27 protein-coding genes are annotated in these 20,636 nt (G+C 47.3%); 24 read left to right on the forward strand and 3 right to left on the reverse strand.

Annotated elements, in window-relative coordinates:
* Positions 1-14 precede the first annotated feature (14 nt).
* The 10 genes from AC3IRK_RS04730 to gcvPB all read left to right on the forward strand — a co-directional run bounded on the left by AC3IRK_RS04730 (position 15) and on the right by gcvPB (position 6,574).
* The gene (locus AC3IRK_RS04730; protein WP_131503148.1) at positions 15-332 is read left to right on the forward strand and encodes a competence type IV pilus major pilin ComGC; all 318 of its coding nucleotides are present in this window, start codon (positions 15-17) and stop codon (positions 330-332) included.
* Positions 295-762 (forward strand): prepilin-type N-terminal cleavage/methylation domain-containing protein, encoded by a 468-nt coding sequence (locus AC3IRK_RS04735; RefSeq protein ID WP_131503147.1) that lies wholly within the window; start codon positions 295-297, stop codon positions 760-762. Before AC3IRK_RS04730 ends, AC3IRK_RS04735 begins: the two co-directional genes overlap by 38 nt.
* A gap of 5 nt (positions 763-767) precedes the next feature.
* On the forward strand, positions 768-1,079 hold the full coding sequence (locus AC3IRK_RS04740) for a PulJ/GspJ family protein (RefSeq protein ID WP_131503146.1): 312 nt from the start codon (positions 768-770) through the stop codon (positions 1,077-1,079).
* A complete protein-coding gene (locus AC3IRK_RS04745) occupies positions 1,072-1,422 on the forward strand; it encodes a hypothetical protein (protein ID WP_426354894.1) in 351 nt (116 codons plus the stop codon). The genes AC3IRK_RS04740 and AC3IRK_RS04745 overlap by 8 nt, the downstream gene beginning before the upstream one ends.
* A gap of 59 nt (positions 1,423-1,481) precedes the next feature.
* The gene (locus AC3IRK_RS04750; RefSeq protein ID WP_489170457.1) at positions 1,482-1,691 is read left to right on the forward strand and encodes a hypothetical protein; all 210 of its coding nucleotides are present in this window, start codon (positions 1,482-1,484) and stop codon (positions 1,689-1,691) included.
* Positions 1,684-2,166, forward strand: coding sequence for a shikimate kinase (locus AC3IRK_RS04755; protein WP_114596361.1), 483 nt, complete (start codon positions 1,684-1,686; stop codon positions 2,164-2,166). Before AC3IRK_RS04750 ends, AC3IRK_RS04755 begins: the two co-directional genes overlap by 8 nt.
* Positions 2,163-2,477: a hypothetical protein gene (locus AC3IRK_RS04760; protein WP_114596360.1), complete on the forward strand. Its 315-nt coding sequence runs from the start codon at positions 2,163-2,165 to the stop codon at positions 2,475-2,477. Before AC3IRK_RS04755 ends, AC3IRK_RS04760 begins: the two co-directional genes overlap by 4 nt.
* A 182-nt stretch (positions 2,478-2,659) precedes the next feature.
* On the forward strand, positions 2,660-3,742 hold the full coding sequence (gene gcvT / locus AC3IRK_RS04765) for a glycine cleavage system aminomethyltransferase GcvT (RefSeq protein ID WP_214854020.1): 1,083 nt from the start codon (positions 2,660-2,662) through the stop codon (positions 3,740-3,742).
* A 14-nt stretch (positions 3,743-3,756) separates the two neighbouring features.
* Positions 3,757-5,103, forward strand: coding sequence for an aminomethyl-transferring glycine dehydrogenase subunit GcvPA (gene gcvPA, locus AC3IRK_RS04770; protein ID WP_131503142.1), 1,347 nt, complete (start codon positions 3,757-3,759; stop codon positions 5,101-5,103).
* A complete protein-coding gene (gene gcvPB, locus AC3IRK_RS04775) occupies positions 5,096-6,574 on the forward strand; it encodes an aminomethyl-transferring glycine dehydrogenase subunit GcvPB (RefSeq protein WP_131503141.1) in 1,479 nt (492 codons plus the stop codon). Before gcvPA ends, gcvPB begins: the two co-directional genes overlap by 8 nt.
* 59 nt (positions 6,575-6,633) lie before the next feature.
* Here the strand turns inward: gcvPB and AC3IRK_RS04780 are convergent, their stop codons facing one another.
* Entirely contained in the window at positions 6,634-7,014 is a 381-nt protein-coding gene (locus AC3IRK_RS04780) for a rhodanese-like domain-containing protein (RefSeq protein WP_114596356.1), read from the reverse strand.
* Positions 7,015-7,153: 139 nt separating this feature from the next.
* Here AC3IRK_RS04780 and AC3IRK_RS04785 point away from each other — a divergent pair, with 139 nt between their 5' ends.
* The 3 genes from AC3IRK_RS04785 to hpt all read left to right on the forward strand — a co-directional run bounded on the left by AC3IRK_RS04785 (position 7,154) and on the right by hpt (position 9,104).
* Positions 7,154-7,984 carry a lipoate--protein ligase family protein gene (locus AC3IRK_RS04785; protein WP_131503140.1) on the forward strand — a complete coding sequence of 277 codons (831 nt, stop codon included), beginning with the start codon at positions 7,154-7,156 and terminating at the stop codon, positions 7,982-7,984.
* 24 nt (positions 7,985-8,008) lie between these two features.
* Positions 8,009-8,431, forward strand: coding sequence for a transcriptional regulator MntR (mntR, locus tag AC3IRK_RS04790; protein WP_034770295.1), 423 nt, complete (start codon positions 8,009-8,011; stop codon positions 8,429-8,431).
* 145 nt (positions 8,432-8,576) lie between these two features.
* Entirely contained in the window at positions 8,577-9,104 is a 528-nt protein-coding gene (gene hpt, locus AC3IRK_RS04795) for a hypoxanthine phosphoribosyltransferase (RefSeq protein ID WP_131503186.1), read from the forward strand.
* A 52-nt stretch (positions 9,105-9,156) separates the two neighbouring features.
* Here the strand turns inward: hpt and AC3IRK_RS04800 are convergent, their stop codons facing one another.
* Both AC3IRK_RS04800 and AC3IRK_RS04805 read right to left on the reverse strand, forming a co-directional pair.
* A complete protein-coding gene (locus tag AC3IRK_RS04800) occupies positions 9,157-9,558 on the reverse strand; it encodes an SA1362 family protein (protein ID WP_114596354.1) in 402 nt (133 codons plus the stop codon).
* 20 nt (positions 9,559-9,578) lie between these two features.
* On the reverse strand, positions 9,579-10,511 hold the full coding sequence (locus AC3IRK_RS04805) for a DUF1385 domain-containing protein (protein WP_489170458.1): 933 nt from the start codon (positions 10,509-10,511) through the stop codon (positions 9,579-9,581).
* Between the two features lie 157 nt (positions 10,512-10,668).
* Between AC3IRK_RS04805 and aroQ the strand changes: the two genes are divergently transcribed.
* From aroQ to dxs, 11 genes are all read left to right on the forward strand, one after another.
* Complete coding sequence (gene aroQ, locus AC3IRK_RS04810; RefSeq protein ID WP_489170459.1) at positions 10,669-11,091, forward strand: type II 3-dehydroquinate dehydratase; 423 nt, start codon at positions 10,669-10,671, stop codon at positions 11,089-11,091.
* An 18-nt stretch (positions 11,092-11,109) separates the two neighbouring features.
* Entirely contained in the window at positions 11,110-12,174 is a 1,065-nt protein-coding gene (locus AC3IRK_RS04815) for a M24 family metallopeptidase (RefSeq protein ID WP_131973182.1), read from the forward strand.
* Positions 12,175-12,208: 34 nt separating this feature from the next.
* On the forward strand, positions 12,209-12,775 hold the full coding sequence (gene efp / locus AC3IRK_RS04820; RefSeq protein ID WP_012369804.1) for an elongation factor P: 567 nt from the start codon (positions 12,209-12,211) through the stop codon (positions 12,773-12,775).
* A gap of 179 nt (positions 12,776-12,954) precedes the next feature.
* Entirely contained in the window at positions 12,955-13,410 is a 456-nt protein-coding gene (accB, locus tag AC3IRK_RS04825; protein ID WP_131503136.1) for an acetyl-CoA carboxylase biotin carboxyl carrier protein, read from the forward strand.
* Positions 13,411-13,424: 14 nt separating this feature from the next.
* A complete protein-coding gene (gene accC, locus AC3IRK_RS04830; protein ID WP_131503135.1) occupies positions 13,425-14,777 on the forward strand; it encodes an acetyl-CoA carboxylase biotin carboxylase subunit in 1,353 nt (450 codons plus the stop codon).
* Positions 14,778-14,896: 119 nt separating this feature from the next.
* Positions 14,897-15,322 carry a transcription antitermination factor NusB gene (gene nusB, locus AC3IRK_RS04835; RefSeq protein ID WP_131503134.1) on the forward strand — a complete coding sequence of 142 codons (426 nt, stop codon included), beginning with the start codon at positions 14,897-14,899 and terminating at the stop codon, positions 15,320-15,322.
* Positions 15,323-15,387: 65 nt separating this feature from the next.
* Complete coding sequence (gene folD, locus AC3IRK_RS04840; RefSeq protein WP_131503133.1) at positions 15,388-16,221, forward strand: bifunctional methylenetetrahydrofolate dehydrogenase/methenyltetrahydrofolate cyclohydrolase FolD; 834 nt, start codon at positions 15,388-15,390, stop codon at positions 16,219-16,221.
* Positions 16,218-17,561 (forward strand): exodeoxyribonuclease VII large subunit, encoded by a 1,344-nt coding sequence (gene xseA, locus AC3IRK_RS04845; protein ID WP_426354904.1) that lies wholly within the window; start codon positions 16,218-16,220, stop codon positions 17,559-17,561. Before folD ends, xseA begins: the two co-directional genes overlap by 4 nt.
* Positions 17,539-17,760: an exodeoxyribonuclease VII small subunit gene (xseB, locus tag AC3IRK_RS04850; RefSeq protein ID WP_026828907.1), complete on the forward strand. Its 222-nt coding sequence runs from the start codon at positions 17,539-17,541 to the stop codon at positions 17,758-17,760. Before xseA ends, xseB begins: the two co-directional genes overlap by 23 nt.
* Positions 17,757-18,626 carry a polyprenyl synthetase family protein gene (locus AC3IRK_RS04855; RefSeq protein ID WP_489170460.1) on the forward strand — a complete coding sequence of 290 codons (870 nt, stop codon included), beginning with the start codon at positions 17,757-17,759 and terminating at the stop codon, positions 18,624-18,626. The genes xseB and AC3IRK_RS04855 overlap by 4 nt, the downstream gene beginning before the upstream one ends.
* A gap of 120 nt (positions 18,627-18,746) precedes the next feature.
* Positions 18,747-20,633, forward strand: a complete 1,887-nt coding sequence (dxs, locus tag AC3IRK_RS04860; RefSeq protein ID WP_131503130.1) for a 1-deoxy-D-xylulose-5-phosphate synthase — start codon at positions 18,747-18,749, stop codon at positions 20,631-20,633.
* The last annotated feature ends 3 nt before the right edge of the window (positions 20,634-20,636 follow it).

Raw genomic sequence — 20,636 nt, forward strand, 5'->3', positions numbered from 1 at the left:
GAGGAGTCAATCAAATGAAACGTTTTATTCAAAATCAACGAGGATTCACTTTACTTGAAATGGCAGCCGTCCTGCTGATCATTTCCTTACTTTTACTCGTTTTGATTCCGACCATGACGAGCGGGAAAGACCAGGCGAAAGGAGTCAGTTGCGAAGCAAACATCCGTGTCATCCGCTCCGAGGTAAATCTTTATTATGCGAAAGAAAAAACGTATCCGGAATCACTGCAAACCATCAATCGGGGGACAGCGGAAAAACCAAACGAACTTGCTTGCGATCAGGAGACCTATACGTATGATGCGAAGACTGGAGAACTTACGAAAGTTAAATGACGGATTTACGTTAATTGAAATGACCGTTGTACTGGTGATGATCGGATGTCTTTTGATATTTTTATTACCAACCGTCATCGATCGAAGACCGGCCCTGTATACGCTGGAACAAGACATTGGAATCCTCAAACAGGATGTTCAGACCCTACGATTGATTCAATATTCTAAAACGGGTGACCAAAATCAGATGCAGCTCCGCTGGAAAAATGACGGCAAAGGATATTTCATCATGGCGAACGATCGCCTGTTATGGCAACGGACATTTCAACCGGGTCACGCCTGTATCGTTCCTTCGAACGGACGGATCATTTACTTTAAAAGTTATCATTCGACGTATGCGTCGACCTGGGTGTGTCAATCGACGACACAAGCGTTTGAAATCAAATTTTTACTCGGCAATTATCAAATGGTGATTCAAAAAACGAGGTAAATACCGTGGGGAATAAAAACATTCAGCAACAGGGATTCACGCTTCTGGAAGTCGTTTTATCGATGGTTGCCATCGCTTGTTTCCTGATGCTCGCAATCGATCCTCTGTTGTCTTTTCAAAAGCAAAAAAATCAATTGATGGTCGAAACACGCCGTCTCGATCAAATGGCGTCTGATCAAATCGCAGAAAGAAGAACAGGCTACGACATTACAGAAGGGATGTGGTGTAGTGAAGAGGTCTGTTTGGCGAGCTCAATCCGGAACGACACTCCTCGAAATTTCATTGGTCCTTTGGCTGAGCCCGCTGCTGTTGATTAGTCTGATTGCGATGACACAAATCGTCAGTACCGTGCATCACGAGCAACCGATGGAAGAAGAATTATTTTTTCATACGATTGAGCGACTGATGTGGCGGAGTATTTCGTGTGAAAAAAATGGTGATGAAGTTCGCGGCGTAGACGTTGATCCGGAAGAGGATCCGGTCAAATGGCGGCTCGTCCGTGTACAAAATCAAATCCGATTAAAAAAAGAATTTGGAGGCGAACTGACGTATGCCCACGATGTAACGCATTACCAAGTCCGCCAGGAAGGACAGACGCTCATTTTCGAACTCAATCAGCGTCAACGAACCGTTCAGTGCAAGAAGGCGGCTTCATCCTGATCCAAACCCTGTTGTTGCTGCTTGGAATAGGCGTGGCCATCCTGCTAGGGTGTCATCAGATGGATGAAGCGGTGAAACAGGTTCAGTTGGAGAAAGAAGCGCTACAACTCGAGTCGCTCGTGCGAGCCGCAACAAAGGACTGTCGTCAAGATGAAACCGTCCAGTATCCGATTGGTCAAGTTACCTGTACACGGACAGATAAAGGCTTTAAAATGGAAGCGATACTAGATAATGGACAGAGAATCGAGGCGGTTGTTTCGAATGGATAAGGTTTATTTGATTGGTTTTATGGGAACTGGTAAAACAGCGATTGGACGTAATCTTCAAGTGCATTATCATGTCGAAGAACTGGATGAGCGCTTTGTCCAGGAGTATGGTTCGATTACGGAGTTCTTCGCAAAACACGGTGAAACAGGATTCCGGGATCGGGAAGTCGAATTGTTACGAAGTAGTGAAGCGGAAATTGTCGTCACGGGAGGCGGAATCATCGAACGTTTGGAAAACCGGACGTTCATGAAAGAAACCGGAATCGTCATCTGGATTGATACGCCGTTCCATTTGGTCTGGAATCGAATCAGGACAGACCCATCCCGTCCGCTTGTCAAATCTCGGATGACAGTCGAAAAGTTATTTCGGAGACGTCGACCCATCTATGCGCGGTTGGCAGATATCCGCTTAGATGGTAAGAAGTCTGTCCGGGAACTGGCAAAAGAAATCGAAACGATATTGGAGGAGAACGTATGATTTGGATCAATCTCGGAATTATCGTCTTAGCAATCATCGGTTTGGTGATTTATGGGCTAAGCCTATACAAAAAGAAGATTTCAAAAGATGTGACAGTGATCAAGCAACTACTGGAACGTTTTTCCATTCGTCAACAAACGTTGCAGACGAATATTGATCATACGACGAGCCGGATCAATCAAATCAAAGGAAACGTCGATCATTTGGTCGCGGAGGGGAAACGAGTGGAGCAAGGAGGACGTCAACTCATTGCTGAAGGACAACGTCTTAAAACAGAGGTTGAACATACTGCAGGGCTTAAACCATTTTGAAATGGCTTTCATCGGCTGAATATGAAACAATAGGAGAGAAGGGACTTTGTCCTTTCTCTCTTTCCTTTTGTTCAATTTCCGAATAAACCTAGAATAAAAGATTTTAAATTGGTAGAATGTAATTGAAAGTTGAACAATAAAGAGAAAAGGAACTAAAAATGTTCGTAATTAGGGGGAAAAGTATGAGTCAGACGACATTGAAGAGAACGCCATTGTTCGACATCATTGCACCAACGGGGAAAATGGTCGATTTTGCAGGGTTTGAAATGCCAGTTCTGTTTTCATCCATCAAGGAAGAGCATACAGCGGTGCGGGAACGTGTCGGAATGTTTGATGTATCCCATATGGGCGAGTTGTTTGTTTCCGGATCAGATGCGTTAGCATTTCTTCAACAGACGTTGTCCAATGACATCTCGAAGATTGCGATCGGGCAGGCGCAATACAATGTTTTGTGCCAGGAAAATGGTGGGACAGTAGACGATCTATTGGTTTATCGTTTAACAGAACAGGACTATCTGCTTGTCGTCAATGCATCCAACATTGAAAAAGATGAAGCGCACTTACGTCAGTATTTAAAAGGGGACGTGTTGCTTGAAAATCAATCGGATGCCTATGGGCAAATTGCCGTTCAAGGTCCAAAAGCGGTTGAAGTGTTGCAGGGACTGACGACGCTCAATCTCGAAGACATCAAATTTTTCCGTTTTGCGCAAGGAGAGTTGGCCGGAGTCGATATGCTGGTATCACGCAGCGGGTATACAGGAGAAGACGGGTTCGAACTGTACATGCCGTCTGCAGACGCCTCGACAGTCTGGAAAGTGTTATTAGAAGCGGGTGTCGTACCGTGTGGGCTGGGTGCCCGGGATACGTTACGATTTGAAGCATGTTTGCCTTTATACGGCCACGAGTTATCGGCGACGATTTCACCGATTGAAGCAGGAATGGGGTTTGCCGTCAAACCACAAGTGAAGTCGTTTGTCGGATCGGAAGCTTTGTTGAAACAGAAAGAAGACAGTCCGCGCCGCCGATTAATCGGTCTTGAACTTCTTGATAAGGGGATTGCTCGTCAAGACGCTTCGGTTCTAGTGAACGGAGAACCCGTCGGATTCGTTACGACCGGTACATTACCACCGACAATCGGTAAAGCCATTGCGTTAGCACTTGTACCTACGGAATATGCGACTGAGGAAACGTTCGAAGTCGAAGTACGCGGAAAAAAACTGGCGGCAAAACGAATCGACACACCATTCTATCGCCGGAGCAAATAAGGGGGACATAAAAGATGGATTTTCGTTATTTACCGATGACACAAGAAGATGAAAAAGAAATGTTACAGACGATTGGTGCGGACTCGATTGAAGACTTGCTTGCCGATATCCCGGCGAGTGTACGCGATCAAGGAACTTTGGAAGAAGTGGGCATTCCCTTACCGGAAACCGATTTGATTCGAACGCTCTCAAAACTTGCCGATCAAAACATGAACACGAAGCAGTATCCGTCTTTCCTTGGTGCTGGTATCTATGACCACTATGCACCTGCTGTCGTGAACCATATGTTACTCCGCTCTGAGTTCTACACGGCCTATACGCCGTATCAACCTGAAATTTCACAAGGGGAGCTGCAGGCGATTTTTGAATACCAAACGATGATTTGTGAATTGACGGGAATGGATGTCGCCAACTCTTCGATGTACGACGGGATTACAGCACTGGCTGAAGCGGCAATGCTTGCCTGTGCCCATAAGAAAAAGAAGACAATCGTTCTTTCGGATGGTGTGCATCCGGAAGCACACGATGTCGTGCGGACCTACGCAAACGGTCCCGGACTTGAAGTACAGACATTACCGCTCGTGAATGGTGAAACGGCGATCGCGAACCTGGATGCACTCGATGATGTCGCGTGTGTCATCGTGCAATATCCGAACTTCTATGGACGTGTCGAAGATTTACAAGCATTAGCAGACGCGACGCATGCAAAAGGCGGGTTATTCATCGTCTCGGCCAACCCACTTGCACTCGGCTTATTAGAAGCACCGGGTAAGCTTGGGGCGGATATTACAATTGGGGATTGCCAACCGTTCGGAATTCCACAGAGCTTTGGTGGACCGACATGCGGGTATTTCACGACGACAAAAGCGTTAATGCGAAAAATCCCTGGACGTCTTGTCGGTCAGACGGTCGACGAAGACGGAAAACGTGGTTTCGTCCTGACATTACAAGCGCGTGAACAACACATTCGCCGCGATAAAGCGACTTCGAATATCTGTTCGAACCAGGCACTGAATGCTTTAGCGGCCTCCATCGCGATGAGCGCACTAGGAAAGCGCGGGATTCGTGAACTGGCAACCCGCAACCTTCAGACGGCCTACGCCTTGAAAAAATCATTGATTCAAGCAGGTTTCCACATCGTGGACGACGGTCCGAGCTTCAATGAATTTGTGGTTGAATTGCCAATCGATGCGACAGAAGCCGGCAAACAGTTGTTGCAAGCCGGAATCATCGGTGGTCTGCCACTTGGTACGTTTGACGACAGTCGGAACAAACAAATGCTTGTTTGTGCGACGGAATTACGGACGAAAGAAGAATTGGATCAATTCGTGACTGCGTTAGGAGGACTGACTCATGCATAAAACTAGTGAACAGACATTGATTTTTGAAATCTCAAAAGCTGGTCGTGTCGCCTACAGTTTACCGCTTCCGACGGTCGACGAAGTAGCGGCGGAAGATTTATTGCCTGCGCATTTGCTACGCCAAGAGGACGTGGAGTTGCCGGAAGTATCTGAACTGGATCTTGTCCGTCATTATACCGCCCTTTCGAACCGAAATCACGGGGTCGATTCCGGTTTCTATCCGCTTGGTTCATGTACGATGAAATACAATCCGAAAATCAATGAAGATATGGCACGTCTCCCGGGATTCGCTCATATCCATCCATTGCAACCGGTTGAGAGCGTACAAGGTGCTCTTGAACTGATGTACGACTTACAAGAGAAACTGGCAGTCATTACCGGTATGGATGAAGTGACGTTGCAACCGGCAGCAGGAGCCCACGGTGAGTGGACAGGACTGATGTTGATCAAAGCATACCATCATGCGCGGGGAGATTTTAAACGGACGAAAGTTCTCGTTCCGGACTCAGCTCACGGAACGAATCCGGCATCGGCTTCTGTTGCTGGTTTTGATACGGTGACGGTCTTATCTGACGAGCGCGGATTAGTCGATTTAGCTGATTTAAAGAGTAAAGTCGGAGAAGATACGGCAGCGTTGATGCTGACGAATCCGAATACACTCGGCCTGTTCGAATCGGATATCGTCGAGATTGCGAAAGCTGTCCACGAAGCCGGCGGAAAACTGTATTACGATGGTGCGAACTCTAACGCGATCATGGGAATTGCGCGTCCCGGGGACATGGGCTTTGATGTTGTCCACTTGAATCTCCACAAGACGTTTACAGGTCCTCACGGCGGCGGTGGTCCTGGTTCAGGTCCGGTCGGTGTCAAACATGACTTGATTCCATATCTGCCAAAACCGATCGTGGCGAAAACGGCAGATGGTTTTGTACTCGATTACGACCGTCCGGAATCAATCGGCCGCGTCAAACCGTTTTATGGAAACTTCGGAATCAACGTCCGGGCCTACAGTTATATCCGGACGATGGGAGGCGCAGGGCTTGCCCGCGTTTCGAAAGAAGCCGTCTTGAATGCCAATTACATGTTGGCACGTCTGAAGGGTGCATATGATGCTCCTTATGATGTCTATTGCAAACACGAATTTGTTCTGTCGGGACGTCGTCAAAAAGCACTGGGTGTCCGGACGCTCGATATCGCCAAACGCCTGCTTGACTTCGGATATCACCCGCCAACGATTTACTTCCCGTTGAATGTCGAAGAATGTATCATGATCGAACCGACGGAAACAGAATCGAAGGAGACGCTTGATGCATTTTGCGATGCGATGCTCCAAATTGCGAAAGAAGTCGAAGAGACGCCGGACGTCGTCTTGAACGCACCGCATACGACGGTCGTCAAACGTATGGACGAGACATTAGCAGCACGTAAGCCGATTTTACGTTACCAGCCGAAACAGGAAGTTCACGTCTAAATAAAAAACCATCCCGCGTCTTAATTGACAGGGATGGTTTTGTTATGAAGTAAAAGGAATCAGCTGCGTTTGACTTTTCCGGTCCATTGCTTGAATCCGCCTTTAAGTTGATACAAGTTCGTATAACCGGCTTTTTTCAAGACTTTGGCCGCTTGCGATGAACGCATGTTGCCTTGGCAATACAAATAAATCGGCATATCCTTACGTAATTCTTTCGAACGCATTTTCATCTGACTGACCGGTATGTTACGCGCTCCGATGATGTGACCGCCTTTAAATTCCTGTGTCTCGCGGACGTCTACGATTTGTGCTTTCCGGTAGTTTGCCCGGAATTCCTCTTGTGAGAGCTTCGTGATTCCTTTGACCGGCATGAAGCGCCAGACGATATAAGCAATCAAGGCTACCCATAAGACGATCGTGATGATTGTACTGATTTCCATATCTAAGTTCCAACCCCTTCGTTCATATAACATCTTTACCATTATAGTAAACGAAATCGATTTCGGCAATCGACTCGTCGTTGCGCAGGATAGAAAGGGTCTGATACACTAATACGGAAACGTTTCTGGGGGTGTTCACTTGATCAGAGAGTGGCAAGTATTGACGACGGAAAGAATGGAACCGGCATTGAACATGGCGATTGACGAAGCCTTAATCGGTTTTGTCGGCCGAGGCGAAGTCGCACCGACGCTTCGTTTTTATTCGTGGGAACCAAGGGGATTAAGTGTCGGTCATTTTCAACGGGCGACAAAAGATATTGATCGCAAACGGATCGAAGCACTGGGTATTCCAATCGTTCGCCGGATGACCGGGGGACGAGCTGTCTTACACGCCGACGAATTGACATACAGTGTGATTCTTCCTGAACAGATGGAAGGCGTCCCGAAAACCGTCATTGAAAGTTACCGGATGCTGACAGAAGGAATCCGTAAAGGGTATCATCATTTAGGGATTCCTGTTGAATTTTCGGTTCCGATGACAGAAGAAGAAAAAGACGAATTGCGAAAACCGAAGTCTGCTGTCTGTTTTGATGCCGCATCGTATTATGAACTGGCAGTCGGAAAACGGAAAGTGGCCGGAAGTGCGCAAGTCCGTCATCAAGGCGTCGTGTTGCAACACGGTTCTGTGCCGCTGTCTGTCGATGAAGGGGAATTGTTTGACTGTTTTATGTACGAAGATGAAACGATGCGTGAACGGATGAAAGCACGTTTTGCCGGAAAAGCGGTTGCCTTGAATGAGCTTGCTGGACGTTCTGTCTCATTCGAAGAAGTTCGTCTTGCTTTTGTAAAGGGATTTGAAGATGCACTTCAATTGACCTTCACCCCGCTAGAGTTCACAACGCATCAATGGCAGGAAATTGAGCGGTTGGCAGAGAAGTACCGTAGTGAAGAATGGAACTGGAAGCGCTAAAGAGATGGATTGGAAGGTGATGTCGTGCCGACTCCGAGCATGGAAGATTATTTAGAACAAATCTATATTTTGATTGAAGAAAAAGGATATGCCCGTGTATCCGATATTGCAGAACTGTTAGGTGTTCATCCGTCCTCTGTGACAAAGATGGTCCAGAAGTTGGACCGGGAAGAATATCTCGTGTATGAGAAATACCGTGGATTGATGTTAACGGCAAAAGGACGGAAAATCGGGAAGCGCCTTGTCGAACGTCATGCGTTGTTAGAAGATTTTCTGCGCCTCGTCGGAGTGGATGAATCTTTGATTTACAAAGATGTGGAAGGAATCGAGCATCATATCAGTATTGAAGCACTCGATAAAATCAACGGAATGATTCAGTTTTTTGCCGAACGTCCGGAATTACAAGCGGAATTTCAAAAACATCAGCAAGTACACCCAGAAGAATGAGTGTACTTGTTTTTTTGTCTCATTCTTCTTAAAAGACGAACGATTTTTAATTAAATGTCATTATAGTACGGTTAATGGGGAGGCGGATATGCTATACTGACCGTGAAATCATCGAAGGGGGTGACGGATGGATCTCCATCCGGTTATGGAAATCGTGATTAAAGAGAAGTTAGTATCGGAATCAGAACTTGCGTCAAAAGTAAAAGATCTTGCTGCTGCAATTGAACGTGACGCGGCAGGTCGACAAATTGTTTTAGTCGTCGTATTAAAAGGTTCAATGGTCTTTGCTGCCGATTTGATGCGCGAAATCAAAGGTAGTGTCCAAATCGATACAGTCGCCTGTTCTTCTTATGGCGCCAAAACGGTTTCGTCCGGACGCGTCCAGTTGAAAAAGGACTTGGATCTTGATGTCGAAGGGAAATACGTCGTCGTCGTCGAGGATATCATCGATACCGGGCATACCTTAAGTTTCTTGTGTGAACACATGAAGCTGCATAAACCGGGTGTCTTGAAAATTTGTACGTTACTCGACAAGCCGGCACGACGGGAAGTACCGCTCGATGCCGATTATGTCGGATTTGAGATTCCCGATTATTTTGTAGTCGGTTATGGTATTGATTGTGCCGAGGAATACCGGAACCTGCCGTACGTCGGTTGGGTCGAGACGGATTAAAAAAAACAGTAGCTGTGTAGCCTTATCGGCACACAGCTACTGTTGATTTTGTTTAAAAAGCACGTTTTTTCTTTTTACCCTTTTTTCCTTCAATGACAGTCAAGTGTGGTGCTTTTGACCGGTCACGAAGGGGACGCACTTTATTAGAGGTGGCCGTTTTCGTCGTTTTGACCGGTTTCTTCTTAAAATCTGTCCGGCGGGGAGAGGGGTTGTTCTTGGCATGCATTTTTTTAGACTGCGCAACAGATTTTCGATATTGAGAGTTCGTTCCGCTGCTGACGCTATTTCGTGTTAAAAATTTAAACAGCAAGAAGATGATTCCAGCTGTAATCGCAAAAAACAGTAATTGTGAAAACAGACTACCGGGATCATTAGCAAGCTTATATCCAAAGCCGACGAACGCAAACAGTAACACGACAAGTGCGAATGTAGAGCCAATCCGTTGTCTAATCATATTATCACCCCTGTTATCAATTAACCAAGTGCATTCTCATGTAGGTTATGTTCCTGTTTTTCGAGTGCTTCAAACGCGTAAATCGCAACCTCGATTTGAGAATCATCCGGTTCTTTCGTCGTCAAGTACTGTAACCACAGGCCGGGTAAGGCGATGACGCGTAACCCTCTAATGTTTTGCGCTTTATTTGTTAATTGTAAAACTTCAAACGAAAGACCGATGACGACAGGCAACAAGGCAATCCGACAAACAAGACGTAACCATAATGGATCGGTCGGTACGATTAAATACACGAAAAATCCGACGATGACAGTGAAAATCAAGAAACTCGAACCACACCGGTAATGCAAACGGCTGCTTGTCCGGACATTTTCGACCGTCAATGTCTGGCCGCTCTCGACACAGTTGATGACTTTATGTTCCGCACCATGATATTGAAACAGTCGTTTGACGAGCGGGGTCAAGGAAATCAGATAGAGGTAACTGAACAGCAAGGTCAACTTGATCAAGGCTTCCAGTACGTTTTGAATCAAATGTCCGGATAACGCCGGGAAGTAGCTGAAAAGTGAGGCTAGAAACGCAGGTAATAACGTAAACATCAATTTTCCGAAAAAGAACGACAAAACACCGAGTACAGCGACGCCGAGCCATTTCGTCAACTGGCCTTGGGAAGCGTCTTCCGGCTCTTCTTCACCCGGATTGACACCGTAACGGTCACTGGCGAAGTTCATATGGCTTGCTCCGTTTGCTGAAGACTCGACTAAAGCGAACAATCCGCGGATCAAAGGGATTTTTTTACCGACGGCAATCAGTGGTCGACTTGGTTTTTTTTGTTCGAATGTTTCAATCGTATCGTCATTTCGGCGAATGGCTGAGACGGCATGTGTAGCATTTTGGAACATGACACCCTCGACGATGGCTTGTCCACCAACGGGCGCTTGAGCAGTTTTCATAGAGAAACGCATCCCATCTTCAAATAAAATATCGTGTACCGTCATTTTACTCGATTTATAGAAAAAACACTATGTTCAGCTGTCGATGCTAGTCGAAAATTTAGGAGACGGAAAACGACTTATGATACAATGACAGGGACAATCTGGAGGTGATGAAATGCGGATATTCGTCTTGAATGGACCGAACTTGAATTTGCTTGGGACACGGGAACCGGATACATATGGGACGCAAACTTTATCGGATTTGGAAGATCTGATAAAACACCATTTTAAGGATATTGATTTTCAGTTCGCCCAATCGAACCACGAGGGGGAATTGGTCGATTATTTACATGGAGCGCGCGGATATGACGGAATCGTTTTGAATGCGGCAGCTTACACGCATACGAGTATTGCGTTGCGGGATGCGATTGCGGCAATCGGCGTACCGACGATTGAAGTTCATTTATCAAACGTTCATGCGCGCGAAGCATTTCGGCATCAGTCGATGCTTGCACCGGTTTGCCGAGGTGTCATCAGCGGTTTAGGGATGACGGGGTATCTGCTCGCAGTAGAAGCGTTGATCCAACCGTCTACATAATAAAAGGGGGAAACAGACATGAAACATCGTATCGAAGCACTCCAAACGGCTCTTAAAGAACGTGATTTACCAGGTCTTCTTGTCACGAAGGCGGAAAATATCCGGTATATTTCCGGATTTACCGGCTCGAGCGGTGCGTGTCTCGTGACGTCAGAACAAGCTTACTTCGTGACGGATTTCCGTTACACGGAACAAGCGGCTGATCAAGTAAAAGGAATGGAAATCGTTCAGATTGAACGGTCGATTCCGGAAACGATGGGTGAATTGATGGCGGGAGCCCGCGTGCGTGCAGTCGGTGTCGAAAAAGATGCGATGACACTTGGCTCATTCGAAGCATTCGATCAGGCATCAGCTGTGGAATTGGTTCCGACGACTGGAATCGTTGAAAACCTACGCTTGATTAAGGATTCATCAGAGATTAAGATGATTAAGGAAGCGGTGGATTTAGCAGATGCGACGTTCCACCACATCTTGACGTATATTCAAGCTGGTCGAACAGAACTTGAAGTCTCGAACGAACTTGAATTCTTTATGCGTAAACAAGGTGCGACGTCTTCGTCGTTCGATACGATTGTTGCGTCTGGTTATCGTTCTGCGTTACCGCATGGTGTTGCCAGTTCGAAAGTCATTCAGTCAGGTGAACTCGTGACGCTTGATTTTGGTGCGCTTCTGAACGGATACGTCTCGGACATCACGCGTACTGTTGCCATCGGACCAATCAGTCCGGAGTTACAGAAGATTTACGATACCGTCCTTCAAGCGCAACTCGCAGGCGTTGACGGATTACGTCCGGGAATCACTGGAATTGAAGCAGACGCTTTGACACGTGACATCATCAAGGATGCAGGATATGGGGAATATTTTGGTCATTCGACGGGTCATGGAATTGGGTTAGAAGTACATGAAGGACCAGGATTATCGTTCCGTTCTGAAACGAAACTGCAACCTGGTATGATTGTTACGGTTGAACCGGGAATTTACGTACCACAAGTCGGAGGATGTCGGATTGAAGATGACGTCTTGATCACCGAATCAGGGCGTGAAATTCTTTCGTCTTCACCAAAAGAACTTATTACACTGTAAAAATGGCAAGATCAACATTTAGGAGGAACTTTTCATGGTATCAGTAAACGATTTAAAAACAGGACTTACAATTAAAACATCAGACGGAATGATTTGGCAGGTCCTTGAATTCCAACACGTTAAGCCGGGTAAAGGTGCAGCATTCGTCCGGACGAAAATGCGTAACATCCGTAACGGAAACATTCAAGAGATGACGTTCCGTGGTGGTGAACGTGTCGAGCGTGCCCACATCGAACGGAACAAAATGCAATACTTGTATCCGATGGGTGAAACGTATGTCTTCATGGATACAGAATCATATGAGCAATTGGAACTCACAACGGCTCAAGTCGAAGCGGCACTCCCGTTCCTTCTTGAAAACATGGAAGTTCAGATTGCGATCTACAACGGCGAAGTCCTCGGAATCGAACTTCCGAATACAATCGTCATGACGATCGTTGAGGCAGAGCCTGGTGTCAAAGGCGATACAGCATCAAACGTCAAGAAAAATGCGACGGTCGAGACGGGACATATCATCCATGTACCACTCTTCATCGAAGCAGGAGAAAAAGTAACAGTTGATACACGTACTGGTGATTTCACAGGGCGTTACAACGGATAATCCAGCTTTCGAAGCGCCTATTCATCCTCGTCTTGGATGGACAGGCGTTTTTTCCTCTTGTCTTGACTTGCGTCCTTTGGTATGACCAGTTAATATTAGTATTTGAGTAGGCATTAGCACCTGGTATAATATTAAAGTATAATAATAAAGGTGAATGTTGAGATAGGGGATGAAGAAAAATGAAAATCGATCAGTTGAAGCAAGTACTCGAAATGTTGGACCAATCGAGTGTCAATGAACTTTCTCTTGAAACCGATACGTATAAGTTAAAATTAAAAAAACAAAATGATAACATCGTTGTTTCCCATCAAGCACCGGCACCGGCCGCAACACCGGCAGCGCAAGCTCCAGTAGCCGTCACGGAATCAGCAACGGAAGAATCAAATGTTGAAGCAGATACGGTAACGATCAATGCGTTGATGGTCGGAACGTTTTATTCGCGTCCGAATCCGGACAAACCGTCTTTCGTCAAAGTCGGCGATCAAATCGAAGTCGGTCAAGTCGTCTGCGTCTTAGAAGCCATGAAACTATTTAATAATCTGAACTCGGAAGTAGCCGGAACAGTCGTCGAAATTCTCGTCGCAGATGGAGACCTTGTTGAATTCGGACAACCTCTCTTCCGGATTCGTCCTTGAGCGGGGTGATGGCAATGGAAAAACTTTTAATAGCGAACCGGGGCGAGATTGCGGTCCGAATCATTCGTGCGGCAAAAGAACTCGGCATTCAGACGGTTGCCGTTTATTCGACAGCGGACCGGGATGCCCTGCACGTCCGTTTAGCAGATGAAGCATATTGTATTGGAGATGTCAGTTCGACGGCTTCTTACTTGAATGTCACGAATATCCTGGCTGTTGCGACCAATCGGAACGTCACGATGATTCATCCGGGATACGGGTTCCTCGCGGAGAACGTTGATTTTGCCGAGATGTGTGAAGCCTGTGGCATCAAGTTCGTCGGCCCGACATCCGCTGCCATCCGTCAGATGGGGATCAAAGATGTCGCGAAACAAACGATGATTGCCTGCGGTGTACCTGTCGTACCGGGTTCTGACGGGACGGTCACGGATGACGAGGCGTTACAACTAGCGGATGAAATCGGCTATCCTGTTATCATCAAGGCAACTGCCGGCGGAGGTGGACGAGGCATTCGTGTCGCCCGTTCACAGGAAGAACTTGTGACCGGTCTGGATGAAACGCGCCGTGAAGCGAAACAAGCATTCGGCAACAGCGAAGTGTATCTCGAACGTTTTATCGAAGAGTTTCGTCATGTCGAAGTCCAGGTACTCGCCGATCGTCACGGAAACGTGATTCATCTCGGGGAACGGGATTGTACCGTTCAACGACGGATGCAAAAACTGATTGAGGAAGCCCCGTCGCCGGCCGTTAGTCCTGAAACACGTTTGAAGATGGGGGAAGCGGCAGTCAAGGCAGCGAAAGCGATTGACTATACGGGAGCCGGGACGATCGAGTTCATCTTTGTTGAAGAGACGGAAGAATTCTTCTTCATGGAAATGAATACGCGAATCCAGGTCGAACATCCGGTGACGGAAATGATCACGGGATTTGATCTTGTGCAGGCGCAGCTCCAGGTGGCGCTCGATCATCCACTGGCTGTTCAGCAACAGGATATTGAATTCCGGGGGCATTCGATTGAATGCCGGATTAATGCGGAAGACCCGGATCACGATTTCCGTCCCCACGCTGGACGGGTCACACAATACGTCGCACCGGGCGGAATGGGCGTCCGGATCGACAGTGCAGTCTATCCGGGGTATATGATTCCTCCGTACTATGATTCAATGGTCGCCAAACTGATTGTTCATGCCGAAACACGTGAAGAAGCATGTGCAAAAATGGAACGGGCTTTATCTGAATTTTGGATCGAGGGTGTCAAAACGACGATTCCGTTCCATCAAAAAGTCTTGGCACATCCGGTATTCCGTCGTGGAACATTTACGACGAAATTTACAGAACGTGAACTAAAAGCAGAAATCGTGAAGTAATCGTGGGCGGGAGTCGATTGTATTTAACTCCCGTCTTTTTGCCGTTCTCTATGTTTTTTGAAAAAAGAATGTGCTAAACTAATTGATTGAGAACGATAAAAAAAGGAGCACGTAAAATCATGATGAAAAGACATATGGCGCGCGAACTGGCAGTACAGTCTTTGTTCCAAATGGAACTCTCGGATCTGTCTGCACAAGAAGCCATTGAATTCGCAGTAGAAGGTAAAGAATATGATACGTTTGTTACACGATTGGTCGAGGGTGTCGAAGCCAATAAACCGGAAATTGATCAAAAGTTGCGTGCCGCGCTCGTGAACTGGTCATTTGAACGTCTCGGAAACATTGAACGGACGATTCTTCGTCTTGCGGTGTATGAACTGTTGTTTGAAACTAAAATTCCAGTCCGGGTAACGATCAACGAAGCGATTGAATTGACAAAAGCTTTTGCCGACGAAGAAGCAACAAAAATCGTCAACGGTGTGTTAGGAAAAGTAGCACAAGAAGTGGAACAAAACGGTTTGAAAGAAAATCCGCAAAGCAACTAACTTAAACAGAGAAGTTTGATCAGGCAAAGAGTGAAGTGAATATTTTTTGGGGAGTGGACAAAATCATGGCAGTCGTAATCGATGGGAAACAAGTCGCACAATCGTATCGTTTGAAACTGAAAGAAGAAGTCGCACGTCTGAAAGAACAACGTATTCAACCGAAGCTGACCGTCATCTTAATTGGGGAAGATCCAGCCAGCCAATCGTATGTCCGTGGTAAAGAAAAAGCGGCACAAGAGATTGGTATGGAGTCTGATTTAATTCGACTACCGGAAGAGACGGGGGAATCGGAATTACTTCACTTGATTGAACGTTTGAATGCCGATGCAAGCGTACACGGTATTCTCGTTCAATTACCTTTGCCAAAACATATTGATGAAAGTAAGGTCATCTTCGCCATCGCCCCGGAAAAAGATGTCGACGGATTCCATCCGGTCTCAGTCGGAAAAATGATGATCGGAGAACCAACCTTCTTACCGTGTACACCAAACGGCATTCTTCACCTCATCAAGGAAATGAATGTACCGATTGCCGGTCGTCATGTCGTTGTCGTCGGCCGAAGTCAAATCGTCGGAAAGCCTGTCGGTATGCTGTTCTTGAATGAATCAGCGACAGTGACCTATTGTCACTCGAAAACTGCAGATCTCGGTGCGATGACCCGTCAGGCGGACATTTTGATCGTCGCTGTCGGTGTACCGAAACTGATTACAGCCGATATGGTCAAGCCGGATGCCGTTGTCATCGATGTCGGTGTCAACCGGGTAGACGGGAAGTTGGTCGGAGATGTCGAATTTGAAGCTGTGAAAGATGTCGCTTCGATGATTACACCTGTTCCTGGTGGGGTCGGACCGATGACGATTACGATGTTGCTTCATAACACGATTGAGGCGGCGAAATGACGAATCCTCTTCAGGTTTCCGAACTCGTCCATTACGTGAAGCGGGAACTCGAGAATGACTCGTTGCTCCAACAAGTTCAGGTGGTGGGAGAAGTGTCGAACTTTAAACGACACTCTTCCGGTCACCTTTATTTTACGTTGAAAGACGAACAGTCGCGGATGAAAGCCGTTATGTTTGCCCGCGATGCCGGTCGTGTCAAAACGGACATCCGGGACGGTGCCCGTGTTATCATAACGGCACGGATTTCGGTATATGTCGCGTCGGGTGAGATGCAGCTCTACGTCGAACGGATGATGGAGGACGGTGTAGGTGTCCTTTACGAAGCATATATCCGATTGAAAGAGGATGTCGAAGCCCGAGGGTGGTTTGAAGCGGAACAGAAACTGCCGTTGCCGGCATTCCCGCAAAGAATCGGAATCGTAACATCTCCGAAGGGTGCAGCCTTGCATGATATTGCGACGACGTTACGGCGGCGTTATCCACAAGCTGCCATCGTCTTTGCACCTGTTTTGGTCCAAGGAAAAGACGCAGCACCCCAAATCGTCCGTGCCATTGAAGCGATGAACGAACATCAGGCATGTGATGTGATGATCATCGGTCGGGGGGGCGGATCAATCGAGGAGCTGTGGGCGTTCAACGAAATGTCGGTTGTGACGGCGATTCATCAATCACGAATTCCGATTGTGTCAGCGGTCGGTCACGAAACAGATTTTACGATTTCTGATTTTGTGGCGGATGTCCGCGCGGCGACGCCGACAGCCGCGGCAGAACTTGTGACGCCTGAAGCAGTAGAACTCGAGAAGCGTCTCAATGAGCTGAATCGAAGGTTGACACGACACTACGCTCAGTACATCAACGAACGTAAAGAGCGAGTCAACCGACTGGCAACCAGTTACGGATTGAAATCTCCCCGGGTCTTGTTAGGTTTAAAACAGGAAAGATTGGACCGGGCAGAGATGGGACTTCACCGAATCGGGAAGCAAGTACTTCAGACGAAACAACAAGCGTTGACCAATCAGGTAAATCGATTTGCCCGGATTGCGATGCAGGAACGTCTTGCGGAGCAAGGGAGCCAATTGATTCGGACGCGAAAGCAGCTGGAACGGATTCACACCATCATGCGTTCGAAGCAGGATCGGCTATATCAAATGATTGCCCGACTCGACTCGGTCAGTCCGACGCAAGTCATGCTTCGTGGATATACATACGTCGAGCAGGATGGACGACTTGTCCGCTCCGTAACAGAATTGTCAGATCAGACCTTCCGGGTTCAGTTTCATGACGGGAGTATCCTAGCGAAACGAGAGGATGAAGAAGATGGAAACAGAACAATCCTTTGAAGCGGCTTTAGAGCGATTGGAAGAGATCGTCGAATTACTGGAAGCGGGTGAAGCACCGCTTGAGCAGGCGATGAATTTGTACGAGGAAGGCGTCAAATTGACGGCACTCTGTCAAGGGAAACTGTCGACGGCAGAACAACGGTTGGATCAAATCTTGGAGCAAGATGGCACGTTACGTGAAAAAGGGGGATCACAATGATTGTCTTAACAGAGTGGAAAACGCAAGTGGAACAAGCGCTGGAAACATTCATGAATCGTCTCGAAGCACCGGATCGTCTGCGGGAAGCAATGCGTTATTCGCTTGATGCAGGTGGCAAGCGTGTCCGACCGGCGCTGATTTATGCTGTCCTCGATTCGTATGGGATCGACCGCAAGATGGGTGACGCAGCAGCGGCAGCGCTTGAGATGATTCATACATATTCGTTGATCCATGATGACTTACCGGCGATGGACGATGATGATATGCGACGCGGACGTCCGACAAATCATATTCAATTTGACGAAGCGACGGCGATTCTCGCTGGTGATGCGTTACTGACGAATGCCTTTACCTGTTTACTCGAGACGACGGCCATGGCAGAAGTCAAAGTGAAATTGCTCGAGCGACTTGCAATGGCGGCAGGTGCAGCCGGAATGGTCGGCGGTCAATTAGACGATATGCTGGGGGAGCGCGGCGGAATCAATGACACGGAAGAACTCGAGTCGATTCACCGTCGAAAAACAGGAGCATTGTTGATTTTTGCAGTCGAAGCAGGTGGTATTTTAGCCGGCGTTACAGAAGCGGATCTCAAACATTTGAAGCGATACGGCCGTCATCTCGGGATCGCGTTTCAGATTCAAGACGACATTTTGGACGTAACCGGAGACGCTGACAAAATTGGAAAACCGGTTGGCAGTGATGAAGGAAATGACAAAGCAACGTATCCGAAACTACTAGGTCTTGACGGAGCGGAACGGGCACTTGCAGCCCAGGTGACGGCAGCAAATGAAGCAATCGAAGCACTTTCCGCCGAAGCGGCACCGCTTAAAGATTTGCTTGACTTCGTCGTCAAGCGTGACCATTAAGAGAGGCGGCGTAGTATGCCGTCTTTTTTTATGCGCCGGGAATGTGGCGTTCGCAAGATTGTTCTAGTACAATGTAGGGTACAAACCATATAAGAATGCAAGGGAAAGAGGCGGTAAGGTATGAAGTTGACAGAGATACAGGATCCGTCATTTTTAAAGCGTATGTCAGTCTCGGAATTAGAACTGTTCGCAGGCGACATCCGACGCTTTTTGATTGAAGAACTAGCAACAACAGGTGGACATCTAGCACCGAATTTAGGTGTCGTTGAACTGACGTTAGCGCTTCACCGTGAATTTGACAGTCCAAACGATAAATTCGTCTGGGATGTCGGACACCAAGCGTACGTGCATAAAATTCTGACAGGACGGGCAGGTCAGTTTGATACGTTACGTCAACACAAAGGGTTGTGCGGGTTCCCGAAACGCAATGAGAGTATCCATGATGTCTGGGAAACCGGACACAGCTCGACTTCACTTTCGGCAGCGATGGGGATTGCTGTGTCGAATGAGTTAAAAGGAAACGATGACCGGGCAATTGCTATCATCGGAGATGGTGCGTTGACAGGCGGAATGGCACTTGAAGCCTTAAACCATATCGGAGCCGAACAACAAAACGTCATCGTCATCTTAAACGACAACGAGATGTCCATTGCACCGAATGTCGGAGCAATGCACCAAATGTTAGGAAGAATCCGTTCTTCCCGCAAAGTCCGTTATGCGCAAGATGAACTGGAAACGTTGATTAAAAAAATTCCTTTGATCGGCGGGAAGCTAGAAAAAGGCGGAGAGAAAATCAAGGAAGCTGTCAAAGGGGCACTTGTTCCCGGCATGTTCTTTGAAGAACTCGGTTTCAATTATTACGGACCGGTCGATGGTCATGATCTGAACGATTTAATTGAACAGCTGAACTACGTGAAGAAAGAAGAAGGACCTGTCCTGCTTCATGTCATCACGAAAAAAGGAAAAGGATACCGTCCTGCTGAATACGACGGCATCGGCACATGGCACGGCCTTGGACCGTACAAGATTGAGTCGGGTGAAGTCATTAAAGGGAAATCAAAAGCACCAAGCTATTCGTTTACAGTAGCAGATACATTGACGAAGATGGCCCGTGAGGACGACAAATTGACACTGATCACGCCGGCCATGAGCGTCGGATCAAAACTCGATTGTTTTGAGAAAGAATTCCCGGAGCGGATGTTTGATGTCGGTATCGCGGAACAACATGCCGTCACGTTCGCTGCCGGTCAGGCAACACAAGGAATGAAACCGGTCGTCTCGATTTACTCGACATTCTTCCAGCGCGCATACGACCAGCTCGTTCATGACGTTGCACGTCAGAACCTCGATGTTACGTTTACGATTGACCGTTCTGGTCTCGTAGGTGCTGATGGCGAGACACACCAAGGTGTCTTTGATATCGCCTTTATGCGCCACGTGCCAAATATTCGGATTGTCATGGCGAAGGATGAGAATGAACTGCAACACCTTCTTTATTCGGCTGTTAAACACGAAGGACCGATTGCTGTCCGTTTCCCGCGTGGAGAAGGAATCGGTGTGCCGATGGATGAGACACTTCATGAGATTTCGCTTGATACATGGGACGTGGAGCGTGAAGGAACGGATGTCGCCATCATGGCGTTTGGTCCACAAGTGCAAGACGCCCTGAAAATCGCGGAACTTCTTGAAGGAGAGTTATCGGTACGGGTCATCAATGCCCGGACGATTAAACCACTGGACGAAAAAATGTTGACGGCTTTATATGCAGAAGGCATTCCACTCGTGACGCTTGAAGAAGCGGTGCTTAAAGGCGGATTCGGTTCAGCTGTTCTCGAACATGCCAATGAACAGGAAGCTTTCCCGCGCGTCAAACGATTTGGTATTCCGGACTGGTATATCGAACACGGCGGCGTCAACGAATTGTTAGAAGAAATCGGATTATTGCCTGGACAAATTGCGGAAGAAGTTCGTTCGTTTGTCAATCAAGGAAAGAAACAGAGTGTGTAACGA

Source organism: Exiguobacterium sp. GL_137, from assembly GCF_057834585.1.